Here is a 16,844-nt window from a genome sequence, read left to right as displayed (position 1 = left end):
AGTTTGATGCAGTTGAGACTGCGACTCTTCCAACTCCTGTTGAGTCTGATGCAGTTGAGACTGTGACTCTTCTAGTACAGACTCAGTTTGATGCAGTTGAGACTGCGACTGTTGTAATAACGTCTCAGTTTCATGCAATTGAGATTGCAATCTATCTAAGGCAACTATACCAAAAATATCCTGCTCCCAAGCCAAGTTAACCAAGTTAGAAAAATCAAAGGAATATTGATCTCTTAACTTTTGAGCTAGGTCTTTTTTGCTATACATCTGGTAGAGAACATCAAAACAAAAATATTTGTGAGCATGGCGATTATCCCGAATCGCAAGCATAGCAATAAAAAACGGCGCTAGATCCCTTTCAACTTCATTTATTTTCCTAGATAACCCAATTTCATTTATATTTTCAGTCAAAGGAAATATGTTTACTAAATCGTCAAAAATTTCAGCCCTGAGATAATTTTTTAATATCTGTGCCCATTCCAGTGTTACTCTACTGCTATTTTTCGGTGTATTGCCACTGGCGTTGCCTTGGCTTTGACAAAGCCGAAACTTCACCAAATTCTCAGGCATGATAAAAATATCATACTTGATGCAAAGCCGTATCCAGAAATCAAAGTCTGGCAATTGTGCAAATCGCTCATCATAAAAGCCTACCTCGTTGTAGCACTGCTTACGGATTAAGACACTAGGGTGGCATAAGCAGTTGCCAGACTCAAAGAAAAGTCTTAGCCACTCAAATCTTGTTCTATTAGGTTGTATGAATATCTGATTGTAATGGTGATCGGAACCCAAATCATTGCTGTAATCATCGATAAATTGGGCATAGCCAAAAACAGCCCCGTTTTCTGGATGTTCATCTAAAAATTTAACCTGTTTTTCCAGTTTTTCAGGCATCCACGCATCATCAGAGTTGATAACTGCTATGTATTCACCGTTTGCCTCTTTTATACAATTATTCATAGCAACACAAGCGCCATGATTCTTTGAAAAACAAAATAGTTTAATTCGCGGATCGGCAAATTTTTTAATAACCTCTACAGTTCGATCGGGCGAACCATCATCTGTAATAATAAATTCAAAATCTTGATAAGTTTGGTCTAGGACGCTTTGGATAGTCTCAGCTACAAATTTTTCGTGATTGTAGGAGGCCATGACTACTGATACTTTAGGCATACTCTAACTACTCCTTGTGTGAATTAACAATGTTACAACTAGAATTAAGATTGAAAATATTTTTAGTCTATGTTAGATTGGAATCTTACCACTTCACGCCATCATAAAACAAGTTTTATTTCTTTGGTCGTGTCAATACTTAATATTTGTTAATTAAGATGTGGACAAATTTTCTAATTTTCCTCTGACTGCTTCACCCCGCGCAACGACTAACCGGATTATCTCACAGATTTGACTAATTTCGCCTAACCCCACTGCCGTACCTGTAGGTAGCACCAATACCCATTGCACCAGTTTATCTGTTTCTGGCAACAGTAGTCCGGCATGGGGGAAATAGGATCGATAAGGTTCCATTTGATGACAACCTGGATAGAAATAGCGACGAGCAAGTACATTCTCAGCAGAGAGAATATCTATTAGTTGGTCGCGAGTAACTTGAGTCATAGACTCATCAACCTCTACTACAATATATTGATAATTACATTTTTCCCTTTCTGCGTAAGTAAATAAGGAAATGCCAGGAATGCCTGCTAGTTCATGCTGATACTGCTGGTAATTGGCATAATTGATAGAGATAAAGTCATTGAGACTTTCCAGTGATGTCAATCCCATTGCAGCCGAGACTTCGCTCATTTTACCATTAGTGCCGATGTAAACAACGTTGTCATAACCAGCAAAACCAAAGTTTTTCATCAAACGTATTTTAGCCGCTAGTTCGTCGTTATTCGTAACAATCGCACCGCCCTCGAAGGTATTAAAAAACTTAGTAGCATGGAAACTGAAAACTTCTGCCTCACCAAAGTTACCAATCATCTGTCCCTTGTAGGAGCAACCAAAAGCATGGGAAGCGTCAAACATCAGCTTGAGGCTGTGTTTCCGAGCAATCTCGGTTAAGGCTTCCACATCACAAGGCTGTCCCCACACATGAACTCCTATAATACCACTGGTGCGCGGCGTAATCATTTCCTCAACTCGCCAAGGATTCAGAGTGTGGGTGCGAGGGTCTACATCGCAAAAAACAGGGGTTATCTCTTGCCATTGCAAGGCGTGAGCTGTAGCGATGAATGTGAAAGAAGGTACAATCACCTCACCACAAAGCCCTGCGGCTCTAATGGCAAGTTCCAGCGCTACTGTCCCGTTACAGGTGGCGATGCAGTGCTTGACCCCTAGTAGGCTACCGATTCGCTTTTCTAATTCTTGTACATAAGGGCCGTTGTTGGTTAGCCATTTCCTGTCTAGCATATCATTGATGCGTTTGAGGAGGGATGCGCGATCGCCTATATTCGGTCTTCCGACATGGAGTGGTTCGTTAAATCTTGGCTTACCGCCAAATATAGCTAACTCTTCTAGTTGCATTAATTTCTGGGTACTGATAATAACTTCAAATATAATTCAAACTTTTGGCTGGCCAGATTAATTTCTAGTCCAGTGTATCCAGCAAAAGTTAAACAACGAATTAGATTAATCAACTCTCGGCCGCTCATTGATTCCCAGTCACCGTTTTGTTTGAGATTAAAAAACTCTTTTTTTGTATGATAGCTACCCCCTTCTGGCTGAGGATAAGCAGGAATATCTTGAGCATTAATAATTTTAGGCCAATACTTTAAAAATAAATCTTTCTCAGCTTGTCTAACTCTTTCAAACAAACTACCTCCTGTGTCAACAGGATAATATTCTACCTGAGTTTGAGCAACTATTGAACCTTCATCTATACCTTTATTAATTTCATGTAAAGTTGCGCCGGCAGGAGTTTCTTCCCATAAAGCCCAAAATATAGGATAATATCCTCGCCCCCAAGGTAAATAACCTGGGTGAAGATTGTAAATTTTTGAATATTTTGAGATAATTTCTGATTTAAATATCACAGGATAATGTACTGAAAATCCTATTTCTGATGGCTGAAAATCAATGGAATTAGGATTAGATGTTTCTACGGCTATATTATAACTGATGGCTATATCGGCAATCGCCTCATCTGTGGTAAATACTCTGGCGATAAATTCACTGGATACATTTTTTAATGTCCATATACCTAAATCGCCTCCTAAATACAAGTCAACTTTTGTCATAACAATTAATTATTTCTTTGCTTGACAGAATATTTTGTACCAATGTACTCCGAAATTAATCGTAATCTTGGGTTCATTTGATAATCAAGGTTGAAAACCTGTTGGAAGGCCAATTGTCCCCGCTTAGCTAGTTCAGACAATTCATCATAATTTTCCCAATAATATTCTATACTTTCACATATTTCTTGAACACTTAAACTAATTATGACAATTTCTTCTCGATCTTTAAAGGCCACGTTAAGATTGAGACAATCAGTACAAAATAATGCTACACCTGACAAAGCAGCCTCGGCACAAGCCCCTGTGGGAAACCCATCGAAGGCCCCAGGAAAAAAAGCTGGTCTATTCGGAGATAATATCAAATCCATGCCTGAATAAAAATCAGGAAAAAAATCGGTTGTTTTTTGACCATAAAAAGTTATGTTATTTTCTAGCAGGCTAACATCTATGTCAGTCGGTTCATGTCCACCAACAATATGAAAATGAAAATCATCATGTTTAGATGCTAGATTTTTAGCTACTTCTATAAAAATATCATAGCCTTTATGAAGTCCAGTGGGTTGATATTTATAAGCAACAAAACAAATATCAAATGTGACTTTATTCTGTCTATAAGACTTTTTTTCGTAAAGGTTACTGGTTAAGTTATGGCTAGGAACTACACACCCATAAATCAATTCAATTTGCTTAGGATTACAGAAATTATTATTAAGTAAATATTCGTAGGTATTTCTTTGCGTAATAATAACTTTTCTGAAATTGGGCGATGCAAATACTCTTGCTAGTTTGTGGTTGGTTGCTTCTTCATCAATGTGAAATCCTCCACCAGGATATAGAGTAAACACAAAAGGTATATTATTTTTTTCAATATATTGTATAAAATAGAAAATATTATTAATGAAAACTGTGTATATCAACTTGGCATTAATTGATATATTCTGATCGAATTCCCTGACTCTACCTTTAAATTGAGGATGGAATTTTTCATAATCAACGATTACTTCACTTAAATTGCTATAATTTTGCTTGAGCATTCCAGCCGTTCCTGTGGATAAAACTAATGAACGGGAAAAAGCCTCTAAATAGTAATTATATTCAGCAATTCTAAAAGCGGACAACCTTAAAGGAAAGATGTCATCTAGTATTACTAAATCGTAACTATGGCTATGAGATGATACTTCTAGTTCAGATTTTATTTTTTCTAGCCATAGTTGAGATTTTTCTAACTCAGCGCGGATTTTTTCCATCATGTCCATTTAAGATTTCCTTCTTGTTTCTCTTAGTTTCAATGCCAGTTCATAAAAGTGCATATCTTCCTTACCACCGAAAAGTAATATTTAACATTTCTAGGCATATTTTGATAAACAGATAATCTGGGCTGCTTTTGGGGTGAAGAAAACTAACAGTCCACTAATTTTGAGGTAACTGTAATATAGCATAGTCAGCCCCTATATTTAGATCGAATCTCTCTAAAATTACACTATATTGAGATTTTAGTTGAGTATAAACAACATTAACTGACTCCCAATTAAAGCAATCATCCATAACAATAAAGCCCCCTGCTTTTATTCTAGGTAAATACAAGTTAACATCTAACATTACTTTCTCACTATCGTGATTGCCATCAATGTGTAGCAAATCGAAGTAAATATCATTATCAATAAAATAACTAATGGCTTCTTCTGATGTTTTTCTAAGTAAGATACAATGCTCTACTACCTGGTAAGATTCAATCAAGTTTAATACATCTTTATGTAATGAATCAAAATCTAAAGCCAAACAAAATTTTTCGATATCTTCTGTAAAAGGAGTATCATTTTCTAATGCTTCTTCCAACTTATAAGGGTCTATCCCATAGGCTATTCCATGTGTTGATAATTTATGAGCAAGTGCTATTGGCAATAATGATCTACCTCTATAAACTCCTATTTCTACAGTTGTTTTTAGGTTGTATGTAAAAACTAAATCTGCCATTATAGAGGCTTTTTCAAAAGGACATCCTCCCCCAAAATCCCATTTTATTGTCTCTAGTAAAGTATTAATCTGTTGATATATTCTCAGTTTTGCTGAAACAGGCGATTCAACTAAACTGAAATTATTTGCATGAGAGAGTAATGGCTTAGCTAATTGATCGGAGGTCGTTTTATTAGTGATTATACAGTCATGTTGTATTTGTTGTAACCAAGAGCGCGATCGCTCCAAATCCTCTTGAATATCTTGTAATTTTTTTTGCTCCATAGTCGTGGTAGCCAACCCCCGATCGCGCTTTTGCAACTTATTATACTACAAAGGGTGAGTTTTGCCCGATCGCCCCCAATCAACTCAAGCCGTTGCTTTCCCGGATATCAGACTTCAGCCCTCTGAGGATGTTCCCGCACGCACCAGGTATTATAGATGGGCGATCGCCCCCAAGCCCTAAGCAAGCGAGCTTAACAATAGATATGACCCCAAAAATCAACACACGAAGACGATCGAACTGAAGCGATCAAGCAACACTCGCGATCGGGTAAACTAGAAAGGTCGATCGTCTTCGTGTGCCATTGACTCAAAGCCCAAATTAAACTCTATCGAGATTGAGCAAATTTTTAAGGAGAGAAGTTGACTATGGATTTTCAGCAAGTACGGAGAGACATTGCTTTTCAATACCTAAAAGGCGAGGGAATAGAAGTAGGAGCCCTTCATGCTCCTTTGCAAGTTCCAGAGGGCGTGAAGGTTCATTACGTCGATCGAATGTCTGTAAGCGATTTGAGGAAGCAATACCCAGAGTTAGGGGGACTCGATTTAGTAGAGGCGGACATTGTAGATAATGGCGAAACTCTCTCATCCATAGCTGATAACTCTTGGGATTTTGCGATCGCCAATCACATGATAGAACACTGTCAAAATCCGATTGGGGCCCTGGAAAACTTTTTGAGAGTTGTCAAACCGGGAGGGTTTGTATATATGGGTGTGCCGGACAAACGCTATACATTTGATATCGATCGCCCCCTGACTTCCATCGACCACCTAATTAGGGACTACAAAGAAGGGCAGGAATGGTCTAAGCTAGGTCACTATGAGGAATATGTCAGGCTAGTGGACAAATTTCCTGAAGAACAAGTGGCGGGGCGGATGCAGCATCTGCTTGATGTAGATTACAGCATTCATTTTCACGTCTGGACAGCAGAGACTTTCCCCGAATTGCTCGCATACTGTCAAGAAAACCTCTCTTACCGTTTTGAGATAGAACACTTGCATGAGAATTTTGGGGAACTGATTGTGATTCTCAGAAAAGTGCCAACACCCAAAAATTAGTGACAAACAGTTGTTATTGGCAGCGGCAAATAATCAAGTGCGATCGCGCTCTCAAAAACTCGACATATTGGAAATTAAATTCACCAGGTAGTAAAATACAAATCTATGGAAGTTCTCGATAATTATATCAAGTCAGCACCCAACAGCCAAAACGCGCTGGATATTTTTAAAGGTGAGTGGGCATCTATGTTTCCAGGCAATGCCTCCCTAGCCGCTGGAGTAGTTCCGCTGTTTGAAGACGGCCGTGTCGCCTGGGCTATTGAGCAATTTAACGGAGTTCAAGGCAAGCATATTCTTGAATTTGGGCCTCTCGAAGCCGGACACACCTATATGCTAGAAAAACACGGTGCTGCTTCAATTACAGCAATTGAAGCAAACAGCCGCGCCTACCTGAAATGCCTGATTGTGAAAGAAGTGATGGAACTTCAAAAAGCGCATTTCCTCTACGGCGACTGTGTAGAATATCTGCGGACAAGTACGAAGAAATTTGATGTTTGCTTGGCTAGCGGTATTCTTTACCACATGGCTAACCCTGTTGAGCTAATTTCTTTGATTGCTAAAGCATCAGACCAAGTATTTATTTGGACTCACTATTACGATGGAGATATTATCCACAGTCAACCTCACCTAAGTCCTAAGTTTCCAGCGCAAGTAGGGACTGAGTACGAGGGATTTAATTACACGGCATACCGCCAAGAATATCAAGTGGCGTTAAATTATGCAGGCTTCTGCGGGGGTAGCAGCGCCTTTAGTCACTGGCTGAGCCGCGAGGATATCTTATCGTGTTTGAAGTATTTTGGGCTAACTGAAATTCAAGTCAATTTTGAGCAGCTAGACCATATTAACGGGCCGTGCTTTGCATTAGTAGCGATGCGGCCTTGATACTTGCCAAGCCTAATTTTAAGTAGTGATATCAATTCCGGTTACACCGGAATTAATATTATCCAAAATCAGGACACGACACTGCCGTGTCCCTACAATTAATCGGGGTAGGGAAACGGCACTGCCGTATCCTATCTATCATTACTCCGGGGATAGATCGACCATCCCCATCCTAATCCCGGAAACAATCAGACAGAATTTTAATTGCCAGATTAGAGTTTGTCTGCTTGCTGATAAGTGGCTGTTGCTTCATCGGCGAGTCCTTGTTCTTTAAGGGCATCTCCTAACTTGCAATAGGCTGCTTGACAACTTGGGTTTAAGTAAACAGCGCGGCGGTAACAGACGATCGCCCGATCGACTTTCTGCTGTTCTACAAGCGTATCTCCTAAATTGACGTATTCCTCGGCTGTTGCCTTGGACGGTTCCAAAATCAGCGCCGCATACCAGCAATCAGCCGCTTCCTCTAGCTTGCCAATTTGGGAGAAGACTTTAGCTAAGTTGCGGTAGACCCCAGCAAAATTGGGTTGAATCGCGATCGCTTTTTGGTAAGTCGCGATCGCTTCTTGCCACTGCTGTTGCTGTGCGTAAATAGTTCCCAAATTCGCCAAAGCTTGAGAAAAATCAGGCTGAGCTTCTAGAGCGTGAATGTAACAATTCTTTGCCTCATCCAGTTTTACCTGAGCTTGGAAGACATTTCCCAACGTCTTGTATGCCGGAGCAAATTTAGGATGAATCTTCAAAGCTAACTTGCAAGAATTCAGGGCATCGTCTAGTTTACCTTCTGCTAAACGCAATTCTGCGAATTCGTTTAAGCCAGCGGCAACACTCGGAACCTGTTGCAACCCTACTTCAAGCTCGTGAAGCCGATCGTCACTCTGTTTGAGTTGCTCTTGTGTCTGATGCAGTTGAGCTTCCGACACAGCCAACTTCTCTTGAGTCTCATCAAGTCCAGTCTGAAATTCCTCTAATTCCATTTGCATCTGGTACAGCTTAGATTGCGATCGCCACTGTTCTACTGCAATCTGCGCTATTCGAGATTTAGAAATTGCTGCATCAACAGCCTGTTTCAGCTTGGGAACAAAGCGTTGAATCGTTAAATCTTCAACCTCGTTGCGATCGGCATGTTCAAATAGCCACTGTCTTGTAAGAAGCGAGTCGGCTATACCTCGCAGCATTTTTTCCTTGCTTTCTTGTAAGGATCTCGTCATGTAATGATTGATACGCAGCTTTTTAACTGAATGCGTTTGTGAAAAAGACCCCTCTACAGATTCTTTATTTTCGGTAACTGCAAGCTGACCGCTTAAGTACAAAAAATTGTGAGGGTTTGTAGCGCAAATAGTTGCTTCAGGACGCACGATCGCTTTGACGTGCCTGTTTACATCCAAATTTTCTTCACTGCGGTAAGAAAAATTTTCGACCTGTAACCCGTCAGGTCTATTTTTGTGACCGGAAGAACCAAAAATCAACCAATTAACTGCCACTGCTGGAAACTCAGCAAATTCTTCTAAGAGATTTTTTAAATCGTCTTGTTCTGTAGGAACTAAAAACTCGTCCAAATCTATAAAAGCCATCCATTCTGATTCATGTCTGTATGTTTTAAGACAATGATCGTAAGCTTGGACTTGTCCCGGTCTGATCTGCCACTCATGCCAAACCACTTCCTTCGATTGAATATACGGACGCACCACATCAAGCGGGTTATCCGTGCTGTTGTTGTCGTACAAATAAAACCTTTCAACACCAGCTATTTTATGAAACTCCAACCACTCAATTAAATAGGGAGCCTCATTTTTGAGAATTGCACACACACTCAGTTTGCACTTATTTCTGATATTTTCTTCCTGTGGCTCAGTTCCTGCTTTCCCATTAGGATTATCCCGGAGCAACGGCTCGCTATTCCAAGGGTCGAAGGGAATCAGTTTGTTCTTTTGTAAATTCGGTCGGAAGAAAAATTTGCACCGTTCGTTCAGCATCGCTGCTGCAAAAGAGAATGTGCTATTTGAAGTAGCTAAAACATCGCACTGGCTCAATATGTAAAAATCAGGATAGAAAGGTGCTTCTGGCATCTCTACACCCAAATCCTTGACTGTTATCGGGTTGTAATCGGCAAAATCCCCGACAACATTTTCGATTTCATCGCTAGCTATAAACAAAACTGGTTCATCCAGAGTTTCCCACAAACCGTCCAACCATTGTCTGTACCATTCATTCGGAGCAATAGAAAGATAAGGAACGATATCGCTTGCCCAACTATAATCGCCGCGCCGCAAATGCAATGCCACAACTGTTTTGCCTCGTTCTCGCAAGCGGTTGACAGCTTCTTGCATCTTAGCTTCAACTTCCGACACTGGTTTGAACAGCGAACAGAAATACTCTTTGTGCTCAGCGTGATACTTGGTGTGAAACTGAAAAAATCCAAAAAAATCAGCGTTTGTAATTGGTTTGGGCGCGTTCAGTATTGCGGACTCTGAATTTTTATAGGGATATTGTTGCTCCACAACTTGAGGTAATGGATGAGCAATTGGCGGCTCATTGTGACCGAAAAGATATTGACCGGGCCACGCAGGCAACTCAAGCCGCATCCCGTGTTCTTTGGTGTACATTTTCAAAAAAGCATAGTCAAATATCTGATTGCCAAATCGCGCTATCTCAAATGCCGCCATCGTAATCAGCGGCTTCTTGACATAGAAAGCATCGCCCCAGTAAGGATGGTGAGTTATCGTCGCTACCCGCTGAAAGCCGTGCATTTCCAGAAATTCGTCCAACTGCTCAATTAAAGCGCAGCCATCATACAGTTCTTCATAATTAACCTCCGTGTTGATTCCTGACACATATTTCAACCAGTTAGCTGCTCCTTGCAAAGCCAACAGTTCTGCCCCTTGAATATCTATATTTAAGATATTAAAGTCATAAGGGTTGAGTTGCAGCTCTTGCAGCAGCGTATCAATCGTTCTTGACTGTACCTCAACTTGATGAGTTTCTTGAATGCTTGGATAAAGTTCTAGATGGCGCTTCAGTTGCAAAATAGAACTGCTTTGATCGATCGAAGTCACGCGCAAGTTTACCGTACCATTTTCATTGCTAACAGCACAGTTCACCGCTTGAACATTTGGCACCCCAGCAATATTAGCTTGCAACCGTTCAAACACAACCGGATTAGCTTCCACAAAAAGCACTTTTTGAACACCCATTGCTTGATAAGTGCTGATTTCTGTGCCTTCATGAGCTCCAACGTGAATAACTCCGTGCGGCACGATTCCATATTGGCTGAAAATTTGCTGCAAATCCAGCATTCGGGGCACTTCACCCAAAACATTTTGGCGGAATCGCTCATTTACAGCCAAAAAATTACTGAACTCAAAATTTTCATCCTCTGGCTCCCAGGTGGGTTTGTATTCTAATTTATCTGGGAGAACCTTAAAAATTGAATACCGGAACTTTTGCAAATACTCAAATGCTTCTTTCAACGTTGTTTTTGAATCGATATACGTTCCACCATATTCAAATTGCAGATAATCGATTCTCCCTGATTCTAGAAAAGATTTCGCCCCATAAAGAACGTCTAATTCCCCGCCCTCAACATCGATTTTGATAAAATTAATTCTCTTAATGCCGTGGCGCTGACAGTAATTGTCGATAGTTGTCGTCAAAACTGTAATTTCTTTAGGCGGATTCAGCCACCCTTGTTTTTCAACATCTACTCTGCGGTAAAAAGTGCTCAATAGCGGATTAGCTTCGTAATAATAAAATGTCTTAACTTCTTCTTTTTGCCCTACAGCTAGATTGTTGGAAATTACTTGTTTATCCAGGTTCTGAATCAACTTCTTATAAACATGAGGAATTGGTTCAAACAGGTGAATTTCTACGTCATGTCCTTGGTTCAACACTTCCGCCGTCCAATCCCCAGCATTAGCACCTACATCAAAAACTACATTACCTGCATTAATAAATCTAGCGATAACTTGGCTCTCACCACTACCTTGAAAGGTGCTATTTATTATTTTTTCTGTTTCTTTCTGCTCTTCGGGATGCTTTGGCAAAGCAGTAGCTACCCGGAACTCACCTGCTCGAGAAAACTCTTCCCATGCCTTAGTATTAGCATCTTGACAAAACTGAGCTACAACCGATTTTGCTCGTTCAGGCACAGAAACTATGGCATCTTCAAAGATAACTGTGTATCTGCTTGTTTTCGCCGATAGTGTAGCAATTATTTCATTAAGGCTCGGCCACTGTTCTATACGGTGAGGACTTGGTGGGGGAGACAAAAACAATCGAGCATCGTCAATCAGGATAAAATGTTCGCATTCATAATTATTGATTATTTCCAATTCTTCAAGCAACGGACACTCATCATTTTCTCCCGCAGTGCCACCACCCATCCAATGAGCATCTAACCAGAATAGAGCAGGTTCCTTGAGTTGAGGGACAACTAACTTAAGTTGTTCTTTTGTATGACCCCACAAAAATTCTATATTTTTTACATGGCTGTAAGCACTGGATGTTGATTCATATATATGCTTAGCAAATTCTATTGTAAATACCTTTTGAAAATGCTCGGAAGCCCACACAGATGTGCTGCCTTGAAAAGTCCCCGTCTCTACAAATGTTGGCAAATTATATTCATTTTTTAGCACCAACATTAGCTGTTTGCAATCTCCCAAACCCATCTCAATTACTCCTATACATTTTTTTTAACAAATAACTACATTCTCTCTGAACCAGCTTTTTTGCAGTGTTTAGAGATTAACATATCTTGGCTGCCAATCGTGAGATTTCAAAGACCTCATCCTGACAGGATAAAACCTAACTGGTTCCACAAATTCACTTTCAAATATACGATCGATTACATAACTTAAATTAGGTGTATCAGCGGGAATCCCGTCCTTCATCTTTCGATAATCCCGATCGCCACTAATCACACCTTCGTTAGTATAAGCTATCCACTGACCCCGATATTTTTTCAACTCTCGGCGATTAGCCTTATACCACTCCTTAGCTGTCGCATATTCTGCTGCCATATTTTCACCCCATAACTTTACCTCAAATCTGCCTCGCTTCTACCATCATCCGCACCACATCGTGCATTTTATATTTTGCCTCCCACCCCAATTTTTCTTTCGCCTTACCCGGATTTCCCCTCCCAACAGCAATCTCCGTCGGTCTGTAGAGACTCGCATCAGTTACCAAATGTTCCCGCCAATCCAAACCCGCAGCCACAAACGCTGTCTGCACAAACTCCTCCAAAGGATAACTTACACCAGTAGCAATCACATAATCATCCGGTTCATCCTGCTGCAACATCAAATACATCGCCTCCACATACTCCGGAGCCCAGCCCCAGTCCCGCTGCACCGAAATGTTGCCCAAATGCAGTTTTTCCGAACTACCCGCAGCAATCCGGGACACCACAGATACAATCTTTTGCGTCACAAACCTCTCCGGCCGCAGCGGCGACTCGTGATTGAACAGAATACCAGAACACGCAAACAAATTGTACGCTTCCCGATAATTTGCTACTTCCCAAAATGCCGTTGCTTTCGCCACCGCGTAAGGACTTCTGGGGCGAAAGGGCGTATTTTCATCCGCTGCTGTGCCTCCAGTATCCCCAAAACATTCGCTAGAACTAGCATTGTAAAGTTTGATTTTCCCCCCGGTAAACCGGATTGCTTCTAACAGATTTAATGTGCCTGTAGCAATACTTTCGAGGGTTTCTACAGGTTGTTCAAAAGACAGGGCGACGGAACTTTGACCTGCTAGATTGTACACCTCATCTGGCTCTATTTTGGCAAGCACTTGCAAGACGCTGCGAAAATCGTTGAGAGACATGGATTCTAGTTTTACTCTGTCCCGGATGCCCAAACGGGCTAAGTTTCCGAAACTAGACATTTGGGCGTCCCTGGATGTGCCACAAACTTCATAACCTCGATCGAGCAACAGTTTCGCTAAATAAGCTCCATCTTGACCGGATATACCACAAATTAACGCTTTTTTCATAAAATTTTTGTTTTCACAACTCTACCCTAGCTGTTGCTCTTTTTCCAGTTGTTTAACTTTTACAGTCGGAATTTTGATGATTTTTAATATTTGGGATTTTCCGAAGCCTTAGCAGAGAAAGTGTGGGCGCTTACTACCAACAAATTTTAGGACTTGCGCCGGAGACTAAAGAAACCGGGTTTTTTACCGATACTAAGGGTTAGAACCCTATATTTGGGTGAAAAAACCCGGTTTATGCCCAAAGAGTACGATCGCCCGAAATCTGGCTTGTAGCCGAGGCCAGATTCCCCTAAATCCCCCTTAAGAAGGGACTTTGACGACAAAATTCACCCCACTGTTTTTGTTAGACAAGGCTCATGTCCCCCCCTTTTTAAGGCAGGGCTGATTTATTCTCGGAAAAACGAGGGTTTTGTAGGGGTAGTGCCCCCGTGCCTACCCCCTCCACCGACGATTTGTTCGTTTCAGGGATCGGGGCAACCACGGGGGGATTGCCCCTACAAGAGAATGAAACAGCCCTGCCCTTTTTAAGGAGGGTTAGGGGGGATCGGAACCCGATCGCCAGACAGGAGACCGATATTGCTCTACTCTTTATTTTTACCTTTTGCCTGCTGACCAATCCCTTCTTTGAGATACTAGCCTTCCCACCGTTGGGCGACCAATTCAGCCAAGTCAACAACCCGCTGACTGTAGCCCCACTCATTGTCGTACCAAGACAACACCTTTACCATGTCGCCGTCCATAACTAGCGTCAAGCTGGAATCCAGGATCGAAGAAGCATCATTTCCGCGATAGTCGCAAGAAACCAGAGGCAAATCGTTGTACTCCAAAATCCCCTTCATCGGGCCTTCGGCTGCTTCTTTGAAAACTTGATTTACCTGTTCGGTAAAAGTCTTTTTCTCTACCTGAGCCACAAAATCAACTACCGACACATTAGGAGTCGGGACGCGCATGGCGATGCCATTTAACTTACCCTTCAATTCTGGAATCACCAAAGCCACAGCTTGGGCCGCTCCGGTAGAAGTTGGCACAATGTTCATCGCCGCAGCCCGCGCCCGCCGCAAGTCGCGGTGGCTGGCATCCAACAAGCGCTGGTCGCCAGTATAGCTGTGGGTAGTCGTCATCATGCCTTTGATGATGCCAAAATTGTCGTTAAGCACTTTCAGTACGGGAGCTAGACAGTTAGTGGTACAGCTAGCATTGCTGATGACTGTGTAGTCACTGTGCTTGTAGTTGTGGTGGTTGACTCCCATCACATAGGTGCCAACTTCAGGCCCTTTGCCTGGAGCAGTAATCAACACTTTTTTAGCGCCGGCAGTGATATGCTTCGATGCACCAGCTTGGTCAACGAAGACACCGGTTGCTTCAATAATCAGATCAATACCCCAATCTTTCCAAGGCAGGTTGAGCGGATTACGATCGCTCACACATTTAACTGTCTTGCCATTGAGAATAATCGAATTTTCATCCGTACTGATGTCCACACCCTTCAACGTTCCCATCATGGAATCGTATCTCAGCAAGTGGGCATTAGTTTTGGGATCGGAAGTGTCATTAATTGCTACCAGCTCAAGCTGGCTATTTTCTCGGCCCAGCAAGCAGCGCGTAAAACTGCGCCCAATACGTCCAAAACCGTTGATCGCGACTCTAATCACCTTGTACCTCCTAACGATGGCAGCCCTTAGCTCAGGCTGAAATTTTGGAAAAATTTAAGAATTGACTTATGAGACAAAATCATATCGCAAAGCTCGATCCTTTCTCACTTTTTGTGTCGATCAAAAAAGCTTGAACTTTTCTAGAAGGCTGAAATTGCAAGGCAGAAGGCATTAGGCTTTCTGCCGCTGGTTACTGGTAAAGCTGATGGGCTGCAATATAAGTCCCGACAACTTCCGGGACTAAGTAGCGGAGGTCGATCCTTTCGGCGCAGCAGCGGCGGATGTGGCTCGACGAAATCTCGATCGCAGCCATAGACAGAACCTCCCAGCGAATTTCCACGTCCAAAAGAGCCATTTGTTCGGCAACTCGTCGGCCCACAGCATTTGCCTGAACCTGCATCCTTTCTGCCCCGGAATCGATGGGTTTTCGACTCGGACAATCTCCCCACTCCGACACTCCCTCAATCTCGCCGCTTTCTGCTGTCTCTCGATCTCCCTGAGTCGGACGCGGGGCCACCAACCAGTCGCACAACCCGGCAAGTTCAACGCACCGGTGCCATTTGGGGAGAGTAAGGAGTGCGTCACTACCAATAATCCAGTACCAGCGATGATCGCCTGGATACAATTTTTGCAAATACAGCAGGGTGTCGATCGCAAAAGAACTGTCGGAGGGATTTGCCGACGGCGGCGAAAGTAGGAAGTCTGGGCAATCGCCGATCGCCAGAGCGAGCATTTCCCGCCGCTGCTCAAAACTTGCCAAATCCGGGCGCCACTTGTGAGGAGGAGAGCGATCCGGTACCCAAATGACTCGATCGAGATTAAATTGACTCGCAGCCGTCTCGGCCACCAACAGGTGCCCCCAGTGAACCGGGTCAAAAGTCCCCCCAAAAATCGCTATTTTCCCCATATTTCCCAAAAATTAGGATTAATACAGACTTTACCGAAATTTTATTTTTGTAGGCTTTGACCAGTTCTATAGTCCGATCGCGGATTAGTTCGTAGTGCGGACGACTGTCCGCTCCCAGACACCAGCATCACTTTTGTATATAAACCAAGTGAGAAACCTACTATAGCTCAGTCTGGGTAACATCGTGTCAGGTTAAGTTTCGGGAAAAAGGTACTTAGTATACTTAGCCCCAAAAATGGGTTTCAAGCCTCCCCCTTGTAGGGAGAGCGGACAAATTAATTTCCCTCGCAAAAAATATCAAAAGCGCGATCGGTCAACAGTCAACTGTTGAACGTACCAACAGATCAAAGACTAAAAAATGAGCGAAGTTGTGCCATACGTGGTAGTGTTTGTAAATCCTGATGGGTTTGACCCTCAATCTTCGTAAAAAGATTGTGGGGCTTTTGCTGCGGTATCCCAGCACAGCAGGCGAATAGAAATAGAAAGAATGCAGGACTGTGCAACCGCCCAAAATTAGTCAGCCGATCCTGGCCCCAAACCCCATTCTCTCTGACCTGCAATTTTCTCAGCTTTGTGACTGTTCCGGAAAACTACTCGGCACTAAGTCAAATAGGATACTAGACAAACCTCTCTACAAATCCCGAAATTTAGGGAAGCGCAGAGAATTGTGTACAAAAATGTCTAGCGAACTGTATCCTGAAAAAAACAATTCTTGATGTCAGGAACCTCAGCCTAAAGGCATGAGGCTTGTAAGATTCTTACGAGCCGTTCTGACGGGCCAAGCGTCTTAACTGACTACGTTTTTTGAGTCACGACACCCTGGGATGCGAAGCTAGTCCCCCGCCCTGTCATTTGCAGTTAAACAGTTTTAAG

The 16,844-nt window shown here is 42.3% G+C and carries 12 protein-coding genes; 2 read left to right on the top strand and 10 right to left on the bottom strand.

Features of this window, described 5'->3' with window-relative positions:
• From QUA58_RS20280 to QUA58_RS20260, 5 genes are all read right to left on the bottom strand, one after another.
• Positions 1-1,173 (bottom strand): glycosyltransferase (locus tag QUA58_RS20280; RefSeq protein WP_333395566.1); only part of this gene is annotated, 1,173 nt, incomplete at its 3' end.
• A gap of 153 nt (positions 1,174-1,326) precedes the next feature.
• Complete coding sequence (locus tag QUA58_RS20275) at positions 1,327-2,529, bottom strand: DegT/DnrJ/EryC1/StrS family aminotransferase (protein ID WP_333395564.1); 1,203 nt, start codon at positions 2,527-2,529, stop codon at positions 1,327-1,329.
• The gene (locus QUA58_RS20270; RefSeq protein ID WP_333395562.1) at positions 2,529-3,242 is read right to left on the bottom strand and encodes a formyltransferase family protein; all 714 of its coding nucleotides are present in this window, start codon (positions 3,240-3,242) and stop codon (positions 2,529-2,531) included. The genes QUA58_RS20275 and QUA58_RS20270 overlap by 1 nt, the downstream gene beginning before the upstream one ends.
• Positions 3,243-3,247: 5 nt before the next feature.
• Complete coding sequence (locus QUA58_RS20265) at positions 3,248-4,492, bottom strand: glycosyltransferase (RefSeq protein WP_333395560.1); 1,245 nt, start codon at positions 4,490-4,492, stop codon at positions 3,248-3,250.
• A 160-nt stretch (positions 4,493-4,652) separates the two neighbouring features.
• A complete protein-coding gene (locus tag QUA58_RS20260; RefSeq protein WP_333395558.1) occupies positions 4,653-5,516 on the bottom strand; it encodes a class I SAM-dependent methyltransferase in 864 nt (287 codons plus the stop codon).
• 330 nt (positions 5,517-5,846) lie between these two features.
• Between QUA58_RS20260 and QUA58_RS20255 the strand changes: the two genes are divergently transcribed.
• Positions 5,847-6,536, top strand: coding sequence for a methyltransferase domain-containing protein (locus tag QUA58_RS20255; RefSeq protein WP_333395556.1), 690 nt, complete (start codon positions 5,847-5,849; stop codon positions 6,534-6,536).
• A gap of 105 nt (positions 6,537-6,641) precedes the next feature.
• Positions 6,642-7,418, top strand: a complete 777-nt coding sequence (locus tag QUA58_RS20250) for a DUF1698 domain-containing protein (protein WP_333395555.1) — start codon at positions 6,642-6,644, stop codon at positions 7,416-7,418.
• A gap of 212 nt (positions 7,419-7,630) precedes the next feature.
• Here the strand turns inward: QUA58_RS20250 and QUA58_RS20245 are convergent, their stop codons facing one another.
• The 5 genes from QUA58_RS20245 to nadD all read right to left on the bottom strand — a co-directional run bounded on the left by QUA58_RS20245 (position 7,631) and on the right by nadD (position 15,971).
• Positions 7,631-12,085, bottom strand: coding sequence for an FkbM family methyltransferase (locus QUA58_RS20245; RefSeq protein ID WP_333395553.1), 4,455 nt, complete (start codon positions 12,083-12,085; stop codon positions 7,631-7,633).
• A gap of 69 nt (positions 12,086-12,154) precedes the next feature.
• Entirely contained in the window at positions 12,155-12,436 is a 282-nt protein-coding gene (locus QUA58_RS20240; protein ID WP_333252604.1) for a DUF5678 domain-containing protein, read from the bottom strand.
• 22 nt (positions 12,437-12,458) lie between these two features.
• Positions 12,459-13,412 (bottom strand): GDP-mannose 4,6-dehydratase, encoded by a 954-nt coding sequence (locus QUA58_RS20235; RefSeq protein WP_333395551.1) that lies wholly within the window; start codon positions 13,410-13,412, stop codon positions 12,459-12,461.
• Positions 13,413-14,044: 632 nt separating this feature from the next.
• Positions 14,045-15,064 (bottom strand): type I glyceraldehyde-3-phosphate dehydrogenase, encoded by a 1,020-nt coding sequence (locus QUA58_RS20230; RefSeq protein WP_333395549.1) that lies wholly within the window; start codon positions 15,062-15,064, stop codon positions 14,045-14,047.
• A 190-nt stretch (positions 15,065-15,254) separates the two neighbouring features.
• The gene (gene nadD, locus QUA58_RS20225) at positions 15,255-15,971 is read right to left on the bottom strand and encodes a nicotinate (nicotinamide) nucleotide adenylyltransferase (RefSeq protein WP_333252598.1); all 717 of its coding nucleotides are present in this window, start codon (positions 15,969-15,971) and stop codon (positions 15,255-15,257) included.
• Positions 15,972-16,844 lie beyond the last annotated feature (873 nt).

Source organism: Microcoleus sp. N9_A1 (assembly GCF_036701795.1).
Classification (GTDB): domain Bacteria; phylum Cyanobacteriota; class Cyanobacteriia; order Cyanobacteriales; family Microcoleaceae; genus Microcoleus.
The sequence above is the reverse complement of the archived record's forward strand: the minus strand, read 5'-3'. Positions and strand labels throughout refer to the sequence as shown.